This is a genomic window from Stenotrophomonas africana (genome assembly GCF_013004645.1).
GTDB classification, from domain to species: Bacteria; Pseudomonadota; Gammaproteobacteria; order Xanthomonadales; family Xanthomonadaceae; genus Stenotrophomonas; species Stenotrophomonas africana.
In genome coordinates this window covers 283,025-301,922 of the sequence record NZ_JABEME010000001.1, presented here as the reverse complement: position 1 = coordinate 301,922, position 18,898 = coordinate 283,025, and the positions used below count along the sequence as shown (strand labels likewise).

Here is an 18,898-nt window from a genome sequence, read left to right as displayed (position 1 = left end):
ATGCGCGGGCAATTCACCGGAGGTGGATCAGTTCTGGGGAACGACGTTCCTCAGAACTGGCCACCGAACGTGAATTGCAGACGTTCGACCTTGTCATCGTCTTCCTTCTTGAGCGGGAAGGCGTAGCTGATCGAGATCGGGCCGACCGGGGCGCGCCACAGCAGGGCCACACCGGTAGACACGCGCAGTTCGTTGGCCTTGAAGTTCTTGGTGCCGTTGTACACGTTGCCGAAGTCGACGAAGGCCGACACGCGTGCCGACGGGCTGTCGAACAGGCGCGGGAAGTAGGCTTCGACCGAACCGACGGTCTTCAGCGAACCACCCAGCGGCTGGCCTTCCGGATAGCCGTTGGTGACTTCACGCGGGCCGAGGGTGTTGTCCTCGAAACCGCGCACCGAATTGGTACCACCCGCATAGAAGTTCTCGTAGAACGGCAGGCCCGATGCGGTGACCGGACGCAGGTTGCCGTCCTTGTCCGGCACCATCGCGGTCTTGTCCTTGCCGTAGCTGTCGCCGTAACCGACTTCAGCGCGGGTGTTGATGACCAGCGACGGCATGATCGGCCAGTACTTGCTGATCTGGTAATTCAGCTTGTAGTACTCGATGGTCGAGCCCGGCAGCGTCGTCTCCAGGCCAACGCGCTGGTAGGTACCGCGGGTCGGCATGAAGTAGTCGTTGCGCGAGTCGCGTGCCCAGCCCAGCTCCGTGCGCCACGCGTGGAAGGTCTTGCTGCCCAGCACGTTGATGTAGTCGATGATCGACTGCGGGGTGGAGCCCGGGTAGGTGGTGATCTGATTGCTGTCGATGCCGAACATCAGCGAGACAGTATCGGTCTCGGTGATCGGTACGCCGAACACCACCTGCGCCGAACCATTGGTGCTGTTGTACTGCGCGGTGTTGAAGTCGGAGTAGTCCAGTTCGCGCCAGGACAGGTTGTAGCCCAGCGACACGCCGTCATCGGTGAAGTACGGGTTGGTGTAGCTGAAACCATAGCGCTGCAGGTAGCTGCTGCGCGAGGCTTCGACCGACACGCGGTTGCCGCCGCCGAGGAAGTTGTTCTGCGACAGCTGTACCGACGTGGTCATGCCATAGGACTGCGAATAGCCCAGGCCGAACACGAAGCTGCCGGAGGTGGTTTCCTTGACGTTGTAGACGACGTCGACCTGGTCGTTGCTGCCGCTGACGGCCGGAGTCTCGACGTCAACGGACTCGAAGTAGCCCAGGCGCTGCAGGCGGATCTTGGAACGGTCGATCGCGGCCTGCGAGTACCAGCTGTTCTCGAACTGGCGCATTTCGCGACGCATCACTTCGTCGGAGGTGCGCGTGTTGCCACGGAACAGAATGCGACGCACCGACACGCGCGGGCCGGGGACGACCTGCATGTTGATCGCCACGGTCTGGTCGGGGCGGTTGGTGGTCGGGATCGGGTTCACCTTGGCGAACGCGTAGCCGATGTTGGACAGCGAATTGGTGATGGTGTCCGAGCTGAACTCCAGCAGCGCACGCGAGAACGTGTCGCCCGGCTTCTGGATCACCATGCGCTCGACGTCCTCCTGCGGGAGGATGGTGTCGCCGCTGACCTTGATCTCGGAGATCTTGTACTGCGCACCCTCGGTCACGCCGGCGGTGAGGAACATGTCGCGCTTGTCGGGGCTGATCGAGACCTGGGTGGAATCGATGCTGAAGTCGACATAGCCGCGGTCCAGGTACCAGGAGTTGAGCTTTTCCAGGTCGCCGGACAGCTTTTCCTTGGAGTACTGGTCGTCACGGCGGTACCACGACGCCCAGTTGTGCTCCTTGGACTCCCAGGTCTCCAGGATGTCCTTGCTCTCGAACTTCTCGGTGCCGACCAGGTTGACGTGGCGGATCTTGGCCGCCTTGCCTTCCTTGATCGCGATCGCGATGTCCACGCGGTTGCGGTCCAGCGGGCTCACGGTCGGGGTGATCTCGACGGTGTACTTGCCGCGGTCGTTGTACTGGCGGCGAAGCTCCTGCGTCACGCGGTCCAGGCTCAGGCGGTCGAAGGTGCCGCCTTCGGTCAGGCCGATGTCGGACAGGCCCTTGAGCAGCTGCTCGGACTTGATGTCCTTGTTGCCGGTGACGGTCAGCTTGTTGATTGCCGGGCGTTCCTTGACGGTCACCACCAGGATGCTGCCCTGGCGGTCCAGCTGCACGTCTTCGAAGAAGCCGGTCTTGTACAGGGCGCGGATGGTCTCGCCGACCTTGTTGTCGGTGATGGTCTCGCCACGTTCCACCGGCAGGTAGGTGAACACCGTGCCCGAGCTGATGCGCTGCAGGCCATCCACGCGGATGTCGCTGACAGTGAAGGGCTCGGCTGCCTGGGCCAGGGCGGGAGCGCCGGTGACGGCGGCGAGGGCGAGGGCCAGCAGGCGGCGATTGGGGAGTCGCGTCATGTCACGTCCGGTAGGAAGGTCGATTTCATTGGTGCGGGATGCCGACGCTGTAGACGGCAACAACGTGGAAAAGTTCATCGCGGGACCAGGCCGAGGATGTCGTTGTAGAACGCCAACCCCATCAGCCCGGCCAGCAACGCCAGGCCGATGTATTGGCCGGCGGCGATGGCACGCTCGCTCAGCGGGCTGCCCTTGACCAACTCGATAAGGTAATACAGCAGGTGGCCGCCGTCCAAGATCGGGATCGGCAACAGGTTGATGATGCACAGGCTGAGTGACAGCAGGGCAAGGAACTGCAGGAACCAATCGAGGCCTCGCTTGGCCGAAACATTGGCCACGCGGGCGATGGTGACCGGCCCGGAAACGTTCTGCAGCGAGGCCTTGCCGGTGACGATGCGGCCCATCATGCCCAGCGAATCTGCGGCCAGGCGGCCGGTTTCGCGTACGGCCACGGTCACCGCATCGAGCGGCCCGTAGCGCAGCAGGGTGTCGTAGGCGGGGCTGTAGCTGGTGGGGAATCCGACGCCGATCTGCCAGACCGGGTTGCCCTTGCCATCCTTGCCCTGACGGGGGGTCACTTCCAGCGCCAGGCGTTCACCGCCGCGCAGGACCTCGATCATCCCCGGTCCACCGGCACGGCCGAGGGCCTGGATCTCGCCGATCACCTGGTCGACGCTGTCGATGCGCTGGCCATCGATGGCCACGATCAGGTCGCCCGGCTGCAGTTGCCCGCTGACGACCGAATCCGGGGTCAGCGAGTCGACCAGCGCCGGCTGCAGCCACGACTGCCAGTACAGACCCGCCAGGATCGGCACGCGACGTTCATCGAAGCCGGCCGGCAGCTGCGACAGCGGCAGGGTGCGCACCCGTACCTGGTCGGCGCGGTCGAGCACCTCCAGCTTCACATCGCGGCGGTCCATCGCGGCAGCGGTCAGCGCCATGCTGGCTTCACCGAGGGTGGCCACTTGGCGCTCATCCACGCGCAGTACGCGGTCGCCACTGGCCAGGCCGGCGCTGGCGGCGATGCCATCGGCACGGCCGATGGTCGGCGAATAGTCCTGCTTGCCGATCACGAACATCGCCCACAGCAGCAGGATGCACAGCAGCAGATTGGCGATCGGTCCGGCGGCGACGATGGCGATGCGCTGCCAGACGGTCTTGTGGTTGAAGGCCTGGCCGCGCTCGTGCGGATGGACTTCGACCTCGCGCTCGTCGAGGAATTTCACGTAGCCACCCAGCGGGATGGCGGCGATCGCGAACTCGGTGCCGTGCCGGTCCCGGCGCGACCACAGCGGGCGGCCGAAGCCAACCGAGAAGCGCAGGATCTTGACCCCGCACAGGCGACCGACCCAGTAGTGACCGAATTCGTGGAACGTGACCAGCAGCCCGAGGCTGACAATCATCCACCAGACCGATCCGATGAAGTCAGTCATGCAGGCTCACAGTGGCGGGCGGGGGCGGCGTCGTCATGCTGGGCGAGGCGGTCGTTCAGGCGGCGGCGATGGCGTTCAGGGTCAGCTGGCGGGCCCGCTGGTCGGCGGACAACAGGACCTCCAGTGTATCGGCTGCTTGCGTCGGCAGTGTTGAAAGAGCGTTAGCAACCAGCTCCGGGATCGTCAGGAAACCGATCCGGCCCTGAAGAAACGCTGAAACGGCCTCTTCATTGGCAGCGTTCAGCACCGCCGGCGCGGTGCCACCGGCCTGCATCGCCTGCCAGGCCAGGGCCAGGCAGGGGAAGGCGTCGGTGTCGGGCGCCTCGAAATCCAGCCGGCCCTGGGCCAGCAGATCCAGCCCGGCCACGCCCGATTCGATGCGCTGCGGCCAACCGAGGCCGACCGCCAGGGTGGTGCGCATGTCCGGAAGGCCCATCTGCGCCAGGGTGGAACCGTCAACGAACTCGACCAGTGAATGCACCAGGCTCTGCGGGTGCACCAGCACCTCGATGCGCTCGCCCGGCACCGCAAACAGGTGATGAGCCTCGATCACTTCGAGGCCCTTGTTCATCAACGTCGCCGAATCAACCGAGATCTTCGGGCCCATCGACCATTTCGGATGGGCCACGGCCTGCGCCGGTGTCACCTGGGCCAGCTCGGCCCGGCTGCGGCCGCGGAACGGGCCACCCGAGGCGGTCAGCAGGATCCGGCGCACACCAGCGCCGTCAATGCTGGCGTCGCGCGAGCGCAGGCACTGGAAGATCGCGCTGTGTTCGCTGTCGATCGGGATGATTTCGGCGCCGGCACCTTCGGCAGTGCGGGTCAGCAGCTCGCCGGCCAGCACCAGCGATTCCTTGTTGGCCAGCAGGATGCGCTTGCCGGCGGCCGCGGCCGCCAGGGTCGAAGACAGCCCGGCGGCGCCGACGATGGCGGCGACGACGGTGTCACAGGCATCGCTGGCGGCCAGCTGGTCCAGCGCGGCATGGCCGGCATGGGCCTCGGTCGCCAGGCCGGCATCGCGCAGGCCGTCACGCAGTTCGCCGAACAGCGTTTCGTCGGCGATCACCGCGTGCGCCGGCCTGTGCTGGCGGCACAGTGCCAGCAGCGCCTGCACCTGGCGGCCGGCGGCGAGCACCGTGGCCTGATAGCGCTGCGGGTGGCGGGCGATCACGTCCAGCGTGGAGGCACCGATTGAACCGGTGGCGCCGAATACGGCGACCCGGCGCAGGTCTGCGACAGCATTCATGGTCAGAACCCGAAGATTTCCTTGCCGAGTGCGAACACCGGCACTGCGGCCAGGACACCGTCGACACGGTCGAGCACGCCGCCATGGCCTGGAATCAGGTGACCCGAGTCCTTGGCACCGGCGTGACGCTTGATCAGGCTTTCGAACAGATCACCCAGGACCGAGGCAAATACCGCCACCACCGAGGTGATCAGCAGGCCCGGCAGGTGGCCCGCATCGATGCCCGCCAGCCAGCCCAGGCCAAGGGCCACGGCGACACCGGCCAGCAGGCCGCCGAACAGGCCTTCCCAGGTCTTGTTGGGGCTGATGCGCGGGGCGAGCTTGTGCTTGCCGAAGTGACGACCGGCGAAATAGGCGCCCGAATCGGCCGCCCAGACCAGTGCCAGCGCCGCCAGCAGCCACAGGTGGCCCTGCTTGCCCGGCGGATCGCCGCCGGCGTGGATCAGCACCAGCGCGGCCCAGGCCGGAACGATGGCCAGGGTGCCGGCCAGCATCTTCACGATGCGCGAGGGGGCCGACGGTTGCGCGCCGAAGTTGAAGAAACGCAGCCAGACCAGCGCCGCCAACCACCAGGCAACACCGGCCAACGTGGTGATCTGGAACAGCACCAGCGTGCTGCCATCGGCCCACACCAGCAGCACCATCAGCAGCAGGTTCAGCACCAGCAGCACGGTGCGCGCCAGCGTGTCTTCGATGCCGGCCAGCTTCAGCCACTCCCACAGGCCGATCAGCAGCACGGCGGCGGCGGCGGCGGCCAGCCATTGCGTCGGCAACAGCAGGATCGCGGCAATGGCGACCGGCGCCATGATCAGCGCGGCGAGGACTCGGATCTTGGTCATGGGCTGGAGGTCTCGGTGGCCAGTGCGGCGATCTGGGCGCTGGTCAGACCGAAACGACGTTCGCGGCCGCCATAGGCGTCCAGTGCCTGCTGCAGCAGCGCGGCATCGAAGTCCGGCCACAGGGCCTCGGTGAACCACAGCTCGGTGTACGCCAGCTGCCACAGCAGGAAGTTGCTGATGCGGGTATCGCCACCGGTGCGGATGAACAGGTCCGGTGGCGGCAGGTCAGCCAGGGCAACCTGGCGGCCCAGCAGTGATTCGTCGATCTGTTCGGGCAGCAGGCGGCCGGCAGCGACTTCAGCTGCCAGGGCGCGCGCGGCGCGGGCGATGTCCTGGCGGCCACCGTAGCTGGCGGCAATCGACAGGGTCAGGGTGGTGTTGTCGGCGGTGCGCTGTTCGGCCAGCTGCATGCGGCTGACCAGACCGGCGCCGAAGCGCTCGCGTTCGCCGATGAAGCGCACGCGCACGCCACGCCGATGCAACTCGTCCACTTCGCGGTCGAGCGCGCCGAGGAACAGCTTCATCAACGCATCGACTTCTTCCTGCGGCCGGCCCCAGTTTTCGCTGGAGAACGCGAACAGGGTCAGTGCCGGAATGCCCAGTTCAAGGCAGCGCTCGATGGTGCGGTTGACCGCACGCGCGCCGGCCCGGTGGCCGATCACGCGCGGACGACGGCGCTGCTGTGCCCAGCGCCCATTGCCATCCATGATGATGGCAATGTGGCGGGGCAGGGCGGCCGGCAACGGAGGCGGGACTGAAGGCATCGACTTCAGACCGACAGCAGTTCTTTTTCCTTGTCGGCAACGACCTTGTCGACGTCCTTGATGTTGGTGTCGGTCAACTTCTGGATGTCGTCTTCACCGCGCTTCTTCTCGTCTTCGCTGATCGCCTTGTCCTTGACCAGCTTGGCGATTTCCTTGTTCGCGTCCTGACGGATGTTGCGGATCGCGATCTTGGCGCCTTCGCCTTCCTTCTGCACCTGCTTGGCCAGCTCCTTGCGGCGCTCTTCGGTCGGCGGCGGCATGTTGATGCGGATCGCGGTGCCCAGGGTGTTCGGAGTGAACTCGGCGTTGTAGAGACCCTTTTCGATCTCCTTGATCATGCTCTTGTCGAACGGCGTGACCAGCAGCGAGTGGGCGTCGGCGTTGGAGATCGAGGCGACCTGGTTCAGCGGGGTGCTGGCGTTGCCATAGGCGCTGACCGTGACGCGGTCCAGCAGGGCCGGGGTGGCGCGGCCGGTGCGGATCGAGGTGAGGGTGTGCTTCAGAGCGTCGATGCTCTTGGCCATGCGCGTCTGCGCGTTGTTCTTGATGTCGTTGAGCATCGCCCGGTCCTGGGTGTAACTGGAATCGGGCGATTATAGGCGAATACGGGACGCTGCCGGGCCTGAATCGGCCCGGAGCTCGCCTGGCACTCAGGCTCAGGCCGGGTCGCGGCCCTGGACCAGGGTGCCGATGTTCTCGCCGCTGAGGATCTTCAGCAGCTCGCCCGGCTGGCCCATGTCGAACACGCGCATCGGCAGATCGCTGTCGCGGGCCAGTGCGAAGGCGGCGGTATCCATCACCTCCAGGCCACGGCGGATCACTTCGTCGTAGCTCAGGCTGTCGAAGCGGACCGCGTCGCTGTGCTTGTTCGGGTCCTTGTCGTACACGCCGTCAACCTTGGTGGCTTTCAGCAGCAGGTCGGCGCCGATCTCGATCGCGCGCAGGGCAGCACCGGAGTCGGTGGTGAAGAACGGGCTGCCGACGCCGGCGGCGAAGATCACCAGGCGGCCCTTTTCCAGGTGGCGGATGGCGCGGCGGCGGATGTAGTCCTCGCACACGTCGTTGATCTTGATCGCGCTCATCACGCGGGCCTTGGCGCCCAGCTTTTCCAGGGCATCCTGCATGGCCAGGGCGTTGATGACCGTGGCCAGCATGCCCATCTGGTCGCCGGTGACCCGGTCCATGCCGCCCGCGGCCAGGCCGGCGCCGCGGAAGATGTTGCCGCCGCCGATCACCAGCGCGACTTCGGCGCCTGCCTGCTGGGCTTCGATGACCTCACGGGCCAGGCGGTTGATGATCTTCGGGTCGATGCCGTAGTCCTCATCTCCCATCAGCGCCTCCCCGGACAGTTTCAGAAGGATGCGGCGATAGGCGAGCTTGGACATGGGGACCTCGGGTGCGTGGAAATCGCGGGCGATTCTACGCGCATGCGGCGTCGGGCCAAAGTGTTTTGTGCACTGCGGCGCAAAATCCTGGCGTTCGCCCCGGTCATGCTGGGCTTCCGGTTCAGCCCAGCTCGGCGCTGGCGGTGGCCGAAAGCTCGTCGTGGCCCAGGGCGCCGGGGGAGCGGGCGATCACCCGGTTGCGGCCCAGGTTCTTCGAGCGGTACAGCACATCGTCGGCCGCACGCAGCAGGTCCTGCACGTCGGCGAAGCGCTCGTAGCCGCCCTGGGTGGCTACGCCGGCGGAGAAGGTGACGAACAGCGGGCCGCCCTCCAGCTCGGCCATCGGCGTGGCGACGATGTTGGCCAATACCCGGCGGATCACGTCCAGCGCCACCGATTCGCTGGTGTTGGGCAGTAGTGCGACGAACTCCTCGCCACCGAAGCGGGCCACAGTGTCGCTGTTGCGCAGCTGGCCCTGCAGCTTGCCGGCAAAAGCGCGCAGCACTTCGTCGCCGGTCAGATGGCCGTGGGCATCGTTGATCTTCTTGAAGTCGTCCAGGTCGATGAAGGCCACCGACAGCGGCCAGCCCTGGCGCCCGGCGCGCAGGAACTCCTGCTCCAGCACCGCCTCCAGCTGGCGGCGGTTGAGCACGCCGGTCAGAGCGTCGCGGTGGGCCTGGTCGGCCAGGCGCTTGGCCCGCGCCTCGAATTCGTCGGCGCGGCGGCGCGCCTGGTCGGCATCCTGCAGCTCGCGCAGGTTGCGCAGGGTGGCCAGCTCCTGCGCGTGGTCGATCAGTTCGCGCACCCGCAATGGCGAGTTCAGGCCGGCCTCGAACAGGCTGGCGATGTCCGGCAGGGCCTCGCTGATGCGGGTCAGCACCTGGTCGAATCGGGCGCTGTCCAGTTCCAGGCGGTCGTGCACCTGGTGCAGGGCGCGCTCGCGGGCGGCATCGGCGTCGTCGTCCAGCCAGATGTCGGCGACCGCGCCGGACAGCTGCACGCAGGCCTGGAACGGCGACTCGGCAGCGTCCTCGTCCTCGCTGTGGCTGATGCTTTCCACCAGATAGCGCGGCAGGCCCCACTGCTCGGCCACCCAGGCGCCGACATCGGCATGGCTGCAGCCCAGTTCCTCGCGCTCGCGGGCGACCAGATCCGTGTTGTCGCGGGCTTCGCGCAGCAGCGGCAGGTAGCGCTCCGACTCGGCCTGGGCCAGGCACAGCACGCCGAGGTCCTGCAGCAGCCCGGCCAGCATCAGTTCCTCCAGCCGGCGCAGGCCGCGGGCCTGGCCCAGCTGGCTGGCGGCCAGGGCGCTGAGGATGCTGCGTTTCCACGCGCGCTGGCGCAGGTCGTGGTCGGCACCGACACCGCCGGTCAGGCCCTGGGTGACGGTGAAGCCCAGAGCAAGGCTGATCGTGGCATTCAGGCCCAGCATGGTCAGCGCCTGGCCGAGGTTCTCGATGCGGCGACGGCTGGCGTACAGCGGTGAATTGGCGATGCGCAGCATGCGAGCGCTCAGCGCCATGTCGATGGCGATGATGTCGGCGGCGGTGGCGATGTCCGCTTCCGGGTCCTGTGCCAGTTCGATGATGCGCAGGGCAATACCGGGTGGCGAAGGCAGGTTGCGGCAGAGCGCCAGGGCAGCTGTCAGCTCGGGAGGCATGTCGGGTCGTTCAATTCCATTGGGACAAGAATACCTAGGAATGCATCACAGTCCGCGATTTTCGTTCCTGCTATGTGACTGTGGATTCCCTGCGCCTGAGTATCGGCTTGAATCGCGCACAACGCAAAGGTGCCGGTGTGCGCACCAACGGTGCGTACCCGACGGTCGGGCATGGGTTCATCCCTTGGGCCATGCATAAAAAAAGAGCCGCGGTTTCCCGCGGCTCCTTCTGGTCGCTTCACAGCCGGAAGGCTGGAATCAGACCTGCATCGCCTTGGCAACTTCGGCGGCGTAGTCTTCCACCACCTTCTCGATGCCTTCGCCGACGATCAGCAGCTTGAAGCCAGCCACGTCGGCGCCTGCGGCCTTGACCACCTGCTCGACGGTGGTATCGCCCAGCACGTAGGTCTGGCCGTACAGGGTCACGTCGCTGACGATCTTGTTGATCTTGCCGCTGATGATCTTTTCCAGGATCTCGGCCGGCTTGGCCTTGTCCTTTTCGGACATCTTGGCCAGCTCGATTTCCTTTTCCTTCTCGACGAAGTCGGCCGGAACGTCCGAAGCCTTGTTGTGCGGCGGCTTCAGGGCAGCCACGTGCATGGCCAGACCACGGGCCAGCTCGACGTCGCCGCCGACCAGGTCGACCAGCACGCCAACCTTGCCGTTGGTGTGGACGTAGGCGCCGACGGTGTTGTTGCCATCAACCTTCACCATGCGACGGATCTGGATGTTCTCACCCAGGGTCTGCACGGCGGTGGCGCGGGCTTCTTCAACGGTGCGGCCATCGGCCAGCTTGGCAGCCTTCACGGCTTCGACGTCGGTGGCGCCCGATGCCAGGGCGGCAGCGGCAACGGCATTGACGAAGGACTTGAAATTGTCATCGTTGGCGACGAAGTCGGTTTCCGAGTTGACTTCGACCAGCACGGCCTTGCCGCCATCCTGGGCCAGGCCCAGACGGCCTTCGGCGGCCACGCGGTCAGCCTTCTTGTCGGCCTTGGCAGCGCCGGACTTGCGCATGGCTTCAGCAGCAGCGTCGATGTCGCCGTTGGCTTCGGTAAGCGCCTTCTTGCATTCCATCATGCCGGCGCCGGTGCGCTCGCGCAGTTCCTTGACCAGGGAAGCAGTGATTTCCACGGGATTACCTCACGAAAGAAAGGGGTTGGGCCGGCATGGTGGCCGGCCCGTGTGACACGGTCCTGTCACGCGCCAAAGGCTGCGTGCAGGGAGGGTAGACGCCGGGCGTCCACCCCGGGGCCTGGATCAGGCCTGGGCGTCGTCGCCCTTCTTGGCAGCCTTCTTGGCCGGAGCGCGGCGGGCCGGCTTCTCTTCGCCTTCAGCAGCGGCTTCAGCGAACTCTTCCTCACGCACCGAAGCAGCGTGCGGAGCAGCAGCCTTGCCTTCCAGCACGGCGTCGGCAGCGGCGCGGGCGTACAGCTGCACAGCGCGGATGGCGTCGTCGTTGCCCGGGATGGCGTAGTCCACCAGTTCCGGGTTGTAGTTGGTGTCGACCACGGCGATGACCGGGATGCCCAGCTTCTTGGCTTCCTTGATCGCGATGTCTTCGTGGCCGATGTCGATCACGAAGATGGCGTCAGGCAGACGGTTCATGTCCTTGATGCCGCCCAGCGAGGCTTCCAGCTTGTCGCGCTCGCGACGCAGGCCCAGCACTTCGTGCTTGACCAGCTTCTCGAAGGTGCCGTCGGTTTCACCGGCTTCCAGTTCCTTCAGGCGGGCAACCGACTGCTTGACGGTACGGAAGTTGGTCAGGGTGCCGCCCAGCCAACGCTGGTTCATGAACGGCATGCCGCAACGCTCGGCTTCTTCCTTGATGGTTTCGCGGGCGCTGCGCTTGGTGCCCAGGAACAGGACGGTGCCGCGCTTCTGGGCAACCGACGAGATGAAGTTCATCGCGTCGTTGAACAGCGGGACGGTCTTTTCCAGGTTGATGATGTGGATCTTGCCGCGGGCGCCGAAGATGTACGGAGCCATCTTCGGGTTCCAGTAGCGGGTCTGGTGGCCGAAGTGGACGCCGGCTTCCAGCATCTGACGCATGGTGACCTGGGGCATTGCAATACTCCTGATATGGAACCAGCGATTCCGCCCGCGGGATAGGTATGCGGGACGCGTGGAAGCGCGATCGGTTCCGGGGTTGGGCTTCCCTGTTGCCTCCGTGGCCGAACTCCTTGCGGAGCACCCCGGCACGGATGGGGGCAGCAGGTGTGGATTCACCGGTGACGTCCGGTGTGGACGGCTTCCCGCGCACGCAGGCAGCAGGGATCCGGTCGATTATAGCCCGCTGGGAGCGCTCGCTGCAATGTCCGGGTCCGGTGCGGTCAAATCGACCACGCGGCCGTCCTGCAGCCGGGCCTGGAAATGGCCGTCGGCGTAGCCATCGGCGCGGGCGGGCAGGGCCCAGCGGCGCTCATGGCCGGCCAGCAGATACCCGGCCAGACCCGGCAGCAGCAGGGTGCGCTGGCCGTCGCTGGTGATGTAGGCGAGATCGTTCAGGCGGGCGTGCAGGGTACCGGTGTTGCTCAATCGCAACGATGGATGCGACGGATGGGGCTCGATTCCGGCATGCAGTCGTGGCTGTGCCAGTGGCCCGGAATTCCCCCGGAACAGTGGCAGCGAGTAGCGCGCCAGGCCGGGGGCGCCGGGGGCGAGCACGACCCGGTAAGCCCGTTCGGTGGCAACGGGGGCAGGCTGGCGCGGCAGCAACCAGATGCGCTGTCGGATGCCGGGCGGGATGTCGAGCCGGGTGGGGCTGGCCAGGATCTGGTCGCTGGGCCGCAGCGTCTCCGCGTCGGCCTGCTGTTCCCAGGCCAGGATCCGTACTTCTCCCTGCCAGTGGCCGGGGCCGGGGTTGTACAGCCACAGCTCGCCATGCCCCCCTTCGGCGGGCAGCTGCAGTGTGGTCGGCAACAGGTCCAATGCCGCGGCAGGCAACGCCAGCAGCATCGCCAGCAGGGTCAGAAGTGCACGCATCAGTAGATGACGGTCACGGCGGACGTCGTGTCTTCGTTGTCAGCGGGAGGCGCGAGCTCGCGGACCTGGGGCGGAAGTTGCGGTGTGTCGCTGCGCTGGTGGGGTGCGGGGCAGTGGTTGCTGCCGGCATCACCGCTGCAGCCCTCGACCACAATCAGCCGGATCTGCAGGGCATTGCTGCTGGGATCGGCCCACGCGGGCGTACTGGCGACCAGCATCGCCCCGATCAGAAATGCGCGAACCACCTGCCATCCACCGTGCTGTAGGACCCGTTGCGCGGTATCGGCTGGATCGGCCGAATCTGTAGAGTCGACTGTCAGTCGACTGCGCCTGGCGCAGGAGTGATGCCAGCATCCACCCATGGCGTGGGTCCACCAGGAGACGGCCAGCATCCACCTGCCAGGAGGCGCCTGGTGGGTGCCGGCCGTTGGTCGGCACGCCGGTCAATAGGTGATGGTCACCTGCACCAGATCGTTGTAGGTGCCGGCCGGGGGCTGGCCGGTGACCGGCGGCACCCGGCCATAGATGGTCAGCTGCTGCGCGCTGCCACTTCCGGTGCCGCCAACGGTATCGACGTTGAGGGTATTGCCCCAGCGCAGGCTGCGCGCGGCATTGCGGTACAGCTCGTAGGTGAGGTAGTAGGTGCTGCCGCCGATGGTGGTGGCCATGCGCCGCGTGCTGGTGGCGGAGGGGTTGTTCTGGCCGTTGTTGAGGCTGACCTGGTAGGCCGTGTTCTTCAGGCAGGTCAGGGTCAAGGTGGCGGTCCGGTCGATGTTGGCGGGAATGCCGCCGGTGACGTTGCCGAAGTCCATGTTGGTGGTGACGTAGCTGCCGCACTGCGGCAGCACGTTGGCGGTGGCGGTGAAGCTGAAGGCGTTGCTGATGCTGTTGGTGCCGGTGGCGCCGCCGTTGCAGTTGGCGGGCACCGTGGCATTGCCGAGCAGGACCTCGTTCCAGGCCCAGGTCAGCACCACGTTGGCGCCGTTGAAGGCGCTGCTGTAGGCGCCTGACGCCAGGATCTGATTGGCGGGGATCTGCGCGGACAGCTGCGTGGTCTGCGTGCCGCTGCCACCGGTCACGGGCACGTTGTAGGTCAAGGTCAACTCCTGCGCCGGCGGCGAGCCGCGCGGGGTCAACCCCGTCACCTGGCTGAAGTTGGAGGTGTTGTAGAGCTGGAAGTTCATGCTGTCGCTGGTGCTGGTCTTCATCGTCCGCCAGCTGGAGCTGCTGCCGCCGCCGCTGCCGGCGCCGATGCCCACGCAGACCCGCACGCCGGTAGTGGCCAGCACGCTCAGCGCGGCAGTGGTGCAGGTCACCGAGATGTTGAGCGTGCCGGTGGTCGCACCGGGGGCATTGCTGTTGACGTTGCCGAACGGCAGCGTCGGATCCGCGATGGCGGCGCACACCGCGACGGCGCGGGCCGGTGCTGCCGCCAGAAGGCCTGCGACCAGCAGCAGGCCGAGCAGCAACGTCCTCATGGCGCTACCTCCGGGATGCACGCCAGCGGTGCCGGCTTCGGTCGCGCGCCGGCTGCCACAACCTTCGGCAGGTCGGGCACCTTCACCCGGCACTGGCCACGACTGGTGGTGATGTACAGCACGCCGCCGGCAGCGACGTCCTCCAGGTACAGCAGGCCGTCATAGCCGACAGTGGCCTGGCGGCCATCGGGCAGCTGCACCTCGCTGCCGACTTCCAGTGGTTTTCCGTCCATGTCCTGCAGCGTCAGGCTCAACGACGGACGCGAGCGCAGCTGGAACGTCAATCGCGTGCCGGCACGCTGGCGCGGCGTCACCCAGTCCTCGATGCGATCGGCACGCATGTCCTCGGGCAGATCCAGCGTGTCGATCGAGACCCGGTTGCGCTGCCAGGACAGCAGCGGACTGACCAGCAGCAGGCCGCGATCATCGGTGACGCCGATCAGGCGGTTCTCCAGCCGCACCGGCACGCCGCCGACGCCGTTGGTGCTGATCACCGCGAACGCGTCCGAGACCTCGCGGGTGGCGAACGCGTGCCCGCCCATCCAGACCAGGCTGCCACTGGCGCTGCCGTAGGCATAGTTGAGCCCGCCCTGGCGCGAGGCGCCGAACGAGTAGCGGCCGATGTCATTGAGAATGCCGACCTCGGCCAGGCCACCATTGCCGTCCTCGCCATGGCGTACCTGTGCACGCCAGCCGACGCCGCCAGCGCTGCCGTCACCGGGCACCGGCTGGGTGACGTCGGCCACCCAGCTCTGGCTGTCGCCGTTGCGCTGGCTGGACAGGCTGGCCTGGCGGTTGTTGCCCAGGCTGGCGGTCAGTGACAGATAGATGCTGCGGTCGTTGCTCTGGTCCAGGTTCTGGTTCACCGACAGGTAGGCCGACCAGCGCTGGCTCCAGCTGCGCGACCAGAACAGGCTGGCGTAGCGGTTGTCGTCGCCATCCGGATAGCGCAGGCGCAGGTAGCTGGCGCTGAGCGTGCCCAGCCGCAGCAGATCCAGCCCGACCGTGGCCTGTTCGCTGATGCTTGGCGGCAGGTTGCCCTGCAGCGCGCCGAGGTCGCGGTAGTCGCCGTGGCTGCGCACGCTGCGCAGGTTGAAGTTGAGACGGCGGTTGTTCCAGCTGTAGCCCAGTGCCCACTGCCCGCCCTGCAGGCCGTGGTAATTGCTGTGTGCATAGGCCGCGTTGAACACGCCGGCACCGCCCAGCAGCCACCAGCCGCCGATCCCGGCCTGGGCCAGGCCGCCGCCGCCTTCGGCATGGGCTTCGCCGGTGAAGGTATCGCTGATGCCACCGCGCCAGCTGGCGTTGGCCACGGTACGGTCGTCGTAGGCGAAGGAGCGCTCGCCGAAGTCCTCGCGCAGGTGGCCGACGCCGACCGACCAGTCCGACAGCCCCTTGGCCAGCAGCTGCTGGGTGCCGTAGAAGCTGAAGTCCAGCGTCTGCATGCGGCCGAACGCATCGGTGACCACCACCTGGGCGCTGCCGGTGCCGCTGATGCCGGGCTGCGCGGCCAGCTGGAACGGCCCGACCGGCACCTGGCCGCTGTACTGGCGCAGGCCATCGACGTACAGCTCGACCGTGGACGGCACCACCGCCTGGCCGAGGAAGCTGGGCGTGGGGGTCAGGACGCGATAGGGCTGCAGCCCGTAGTTGCGGCCGATCTGCAGGCCGCCCAGACGCACCGGGCGGGTCCAGTCGACGAAGCCGCTGTAGAAATCGCCCACCTCCAGGGTCATCGCCTTGTCGGGGAAATCCAGGCGCCAGCGCGTATCCAGTCGCACGCTTTCGCCGCGCCAGCGACGGTCGCCGGGTTGCTGGTAGCGACGGCTGATCGCGGTGTTCTCGAAGGTGCCGTCGCCGATGCCGAACAGGCGCAGCTCCGAGCCCAGGCTGAGGTTGCCGAGCGTGTCCACCCGGCTGCCGTAGAGGTCGTAGTTGAGCAGCACGCCGGGCGTGGCGCTGCCGGCGGGTGCGCGCGTCTGCGGGCTGCTGAGCACGGTGGTCGGCAGGGTCAGCTGGTCCAGTGGCACGTCCAGCGCCAGGGTCTGCAGGTGCGCGTCGTAGCGCACCACCGCGCCGCTGATCTGGTCCAGGTAGACCGGTGCATCGCCACTGGCGTTGAAGCCGAGCTGGCGCAGGACCTCGGGGCTGGCCTGCAGGCGGCCGCGGTTCTCGATGAAGGGAAGCAGCCCGCGTGGGGTGCTGTTGAGCGACACGTCCAGGTACAGCGTCTGGCTGGCGGCCAGCGGGGTGGGGGGCGGCAGGATCGCATCGGCGGAGATGCCGGATACGTCGGCGGCCCCGGTGGCCGTTGCGCCGGACACATCGGCGGCTTCGGTCGCCGCAGGAGCCAGGGCAGCAAGCAGCGCGCCCATCAACGCCTCAGCGAGCCGATGGGGGCGACAGTGGCGTCTGTTCCGACTCGCCATTGAGCTTGGCCGTGATCTGGTCGTTGTCGCGGTCGATCGCCGTGCGCTCGATCGGCCAGCGCATCACCTGCCCGGGCAGCACGTAGCCCAGCAGGCCCGGATGCACGATGCGCGGACGCGTGGCGCTGCCGAGTGCGAGATCGGCAATCTGTGCATAGCTGTTGCCCGAATTAGCCACCTCGACGCCGTTGCGGCCATCATCCAGCGTCACCAGGCGCGCCTGCAGCTGCGGGGCGAGTTTGACGGACGCGGGTTGTACGAACACCGGTATCGAGTAGCGCAGGACGAACTGCATGCCTTCGGCACGGGTGGCCAGGTCCGGCACCTCGTCCACGATCAGGCGGTAATGCTGTTGCGCGTCCGGTGGCTCGCGGGTCGGACGCATCACCCGCACCAGCTGCTGCTGGCCGGCCGCCAGCTCCTGCATCGGCGGGGAGGCCATCAGTTCGTCGGTGGGCAGCAGCTGCTCCTGGCCGCCCTGCTGCACCCAGCGGAAGACCCGTACCTGCAGCTTCACCGGCGAGGTGCCGCTGTTGGTCAGCCACAGCTCGCCGGCACGCTGGCGGGCTTCCAGCTGCAGGCTGGTGGGGGCGACCTGCAGGCTGGTGGCACCTGCCGTAGCGGTCGCCAGCAGGCACAGGGCGAGCAGCGCCACGCCGGTGGCGCGCCACGGGCGGGGTCCGGCCATGCGGGCGTGCTCCATCAATAAGTGATCGTGGCGGTGACCGTATCCAGGTAGTTGCCGGTGGCCGGGTTGTTGGTACTCAGGTTCAGGATCTGGCCGTAGACGATGTACGGCACGGCCAGGCCGGTGCCGATGCCCGCCTGGGTGTTGGTGCCCGTTGTGGCGCCCCAGACCAGGGTATGGGCGGCATCCTGGTAGAGCTGGTAGCCGACATAGTTGTTGGCAGTCACCGCAGCATTGGTGTTCTTCATCCGCCGGGTGGTGACGTCATTGGCGGTACCGGCATTGGCGCCCGCATTCAGCGCAATCGTGTACGGGGTCAGTGCCGAGCACTGCGCGGTCACCGTGCCCTGGCCGAGGGTTGGCGTGGCGGTGGTCGAGGCCGCCGTGCCGAAATCGACGTTCGTGGCCGCTGCCGCGGTGATGGTGCAGGCCTTGGTGACCACCAGGGTGACGTTGAAGGTGGTGGTGTCTGCGGCCAGGGCCGGGCTGGACAGGAGGATCCCGGCCAAGGTCCAGGCAAGCGGGGAACGAAGCGGGAATCGCATGGACAACCTCCCTGACCCGAAGGTCCGTTGAACAAGGCGAAGACGGCACGCTCGGCGCCGCTTTGATGACTGCAAGGCCAGCTTAGGAGGCGCAAGTGTCTGTATTCCGTGATAAATAGGCAGTCGAAAGAGCGGATGCCATCACGCTTTCACTTTCCTTGCCGGAACTGTGCATGGCCCGGATCGCCAGTTGGGTGGCGTTCGTTCAGATTGCGGCCGGATCGGCGATAATGGGGGCCATGAGCGTGAATCTGAAAACCCCGCAGGAAATCGAGATGATGCGAATCGCCGGCCGCCTAGCCAGCGAAGTGCTCGACATCGTCACCCCACACGTCAAGCCCGGTGTCACCACGGAGGAACTGGACCGCATCTGCCACGACCACATCGTGAACGTGCAGGGCGCCATTCCGGCCAACGTCGGCTACCGCGGCTTCCCGAAGACCGTGTGCACCTCGGTCAACAACGTCATCTGCCATGGCATCCCCAGCGAAGGGAAGGTGCTCAAGGATGGCGACATCATCAACATCGACGTCACCGTCATCAAGGATGGCTGGCACGGCGACACCAGCCGCATGTACTTCGTCGGCACCCCGTCGGTGATGGCGCGCCGCCTGGTGGAAACCACCTACGAAGCCATGTGGCGCGGCATCCGTGCGGTGCGTCCGGGCGCGACCCTGGGCGACATCGGCCATGCCATCCAGAGCTACGCCGAAGGCGAGCGTTTCAGCGTGGTGCGCGAGTACTGCGGCCATGGCATCGGCAAGGTCTACCACGATGAGCCGCAGGTGGTGCATTACGGCCGCCCGGGACAGGGCCTGGTACTGCAGCCGGGCATGACCTTCACCATCGAGCCGATGATCAACGAGGGCACCCGTTACAACAAGGTGCTGCCGGATGGCTGGACGGTGGTGACCAAGGACCGCAAGCTGTCGGCACAGTGGGAGCACATGATCGCGGTCACCGAGACCGGCGTGGACGTGCTGACCCTGTCGCCGGGCGAGTCGCAGGTCTCCTGAAGATGCTGCCGGCGAG

At 66.7% G+C, this 18,898-nt stretch carries 17 protein-coding genes; 1 reads left to right on the top strand and 16 read right to left on the bottom strand.

Features of this window, described 5'->3' with window-relative positions; all coding sequences use genetic code 11:
• Positions 1–50: 50 nt before the first annotated feature.
• From bamA to HLA98_RS01585, 16 genes are all read right to left on the bottom strand, one after another.
• Positions 51–2,414, bottom strand: a complete 2,364-nt coding sequence (bamA, locus tag HLA98_RS01660) for an outer membrane protein assembly factor BamA (protein WP_049445340.1) — start codon at positions 2,412–2,414, stop codon at positions 51–53.
• 74 nt (positions 2,415–2,488) lie between these two features.
• Positions 2,489–3,847: an RIP metalloprotease RseP gene (gene rseP, locus HLA98_RS01655; RefSeq protein ID WP_057501980.1), complete on the bottom strand. Its 1,359-nt coding sequence runs from the start codon at positions 3,845–3,847 to the stop codon at positions 2,489–2,491.
• 55 nt (positions 3,848–3,902) lie between these two features.
• Positions 3,903–5,093, bottom strand: a complete 1,191-nt coding sequence (locus HLA98_RS01650) for a 1-deoxy-D-xylulose-5-phosphate reductoisomerase (RefSeq protein ID WP_049445334.1) — start codon at positions 5,091–5,093, stop codon at positions 3,903–3,905.
• Positions 5,094–5,095: 2 nt separating this feature from the next.
• On the bottom strand, positions 5,096–5,932 hold the full coding sequence (locus tag HLA98_RS01645; protein ID WP_049445331.1) for a phosphatidate cytidylyltransferase: 837 nt from the start codon (positions 5,930–5,932) through the stop codon (positions 5,096–5,098).
• Positions 5,929–6,696, bottom strand: a complete 768-nt coding sequence (gene uppS / locus HLA98_RS01640; RefSeq protein ID WP_049445328.1) for a polyprenyl diphosphate synthase — start codon at positions 6,694–6,696, stop codon at positions 5,929–5,931. The genes HLA98_RS01645 and uppS overlap by 4 nt, the downstream gene beginning before the upstream one ends.
• A 5-nt stretch (positions 6,697–6,701) precedes the next feature.
• Positions 6,702–7,256, bottom strand: a complete 555-nt coding sequence (frr, locus tag HLA98_RS01635; RefSeq protein ID WP_032127942.1) for a ribosome recycling factor — start codon at positions 7,254–7,256, stop codon at positions 6,702–6,704.
• A 96-nt stretch (positions 7,257–7,352) separates the two neighbouring features.
• Positions 7,353–8,081: a UMP kinase gene (gene pyrH, locus HLA98_RS01630; protein WP_010486325.1), complete on the bottom strand. Its 729-nt coding sequence runs from the start codon at positions 8,079–8,081 to the stop codon at positions 7,353–7,355.
• 121 nt (positions 8,082–8,202) lie between these two features.
• A complete protein-coding gene (locus tag HLA98_RS01625) occupies positions 8,203–9,741 on the bottom strand; it encodes a GGDEF domain-containing protein (RefSeq protein WP_057501981.1) in 1,539 nt (512 codons plus the stop codon).
• Positions 9,742–9,999: 258 nt separating this feature from the next.
• Positions 10,000–10,875, bottom strand: coding sequence for a translation elongation factor Ts (gene tsf, locus HLA98_RS01620; RefSeq protein ID WP_049436477.1), 876 nt, complete (start codon positions 10,873–10,875; stop codon positions 10,000–10,002).
• Between the two features lie 126 nt (positions 10,876–11,001).
• Positions 11,002–11,808, bottom strand: coding sequence for a 30S ribosomal protein S2 (rpsB, locus tag HLA98_RS01615; protein WP_005408748.1), 807 nt, complete (start codon positions 11,806–11,808; stop codon positions 11,002–11,004).
• Positions 11,809–12,027: 219 nt separating this feature from the next.
• Entirely contained in the window at positions 12,028–12,726 is a 699-nt protein-coding gene (locus HLA98_RS01610; RefSeq protein WP_057501982.1) for a fimbrial biogenesis chaperone, read from the bottom strand.
• The gene (locus tag HLA98_RS01605; RefSeq protein WP_057501983.1) at positions 12,726–12,944 is read right to left on the bottom strand and encodes a hypothetical protein; all 219 of its coding nucleotides are present in this window, start codon (positions 12,942–12,944) and stop codon (positions 12,726–12,728) included. Before HLA98_RS01605 ends, HLA98_RS01610 begins: the two co-directional genes overlap by 1 nt.
• 225 nt (positions 12,945–13,169) lie before the next feature.
• Positions 13,170–14,204 carry a Csu type fimbrial protein gene (locus HLA98_RS01600; RefSeq protein ID WP_057501984.1) on the bottom strand — a complete coding sequence of 345 codons (1,035 nt, stop codon included), beginning with the start codon at positions 14,202–14,204 and terminating at the stop codon, positions 13,170–13,172.
• A complete protein-coding gene (locus HLA98_RS01595) occupies positions 14,201–16,579 on the bottom strand; it encodes a fimbria/pilus outer membrane usher protein (protein ID WP_057501985.1) in 2,379 nt (792 codons plus the stop codon). Before HLA98_RS01595 ends, HLA98_RS01600 begins: the two co-directional genes overlap by 4 nt.
• A 7-nt stretch (positions 16,580–16,586) precedes the next feature.
• Complete coding sequence (locus HLA98_RS01590) at positions 16,587–17,336, bottom strand: fimbrial biogenesis chaperone (RefSeq protein WP_057501986.1); 750 nt, start codon at positions 17,334–17,336, stop codon at positions 16,587–16,589.
• Entirely contained in the window at positions 17,336–17,866 is a 531-nt protein-coding gene (locus HLA98_RS01585; protein WP_049447776.1) for a Csu type fimbrial protein, read from the bottom strand. Before HLA98_RS01585 ends, HLA98_RS01590 begins: the two co-directional genes overlap by 1 nt.
• Positions 17,867–18,039: 173 nt before the next feature.
• Here HLA98_RS01585 and map point away from each other — a divergent pair, with 173 nt between their 5' ends.
• Positions 18,040–18,882, top strand: coding sequence for a type I methionyl aminopeptidase (map, locus tag HLA98_RS01580; RefSeq protein WP_014036515.1), 843 nt, complete (start codon positions 18,040–18,042; stop codon positions 18,880–18,882).
• Positions 18,883–18,898: the final 16 nt, after the last annotated feature.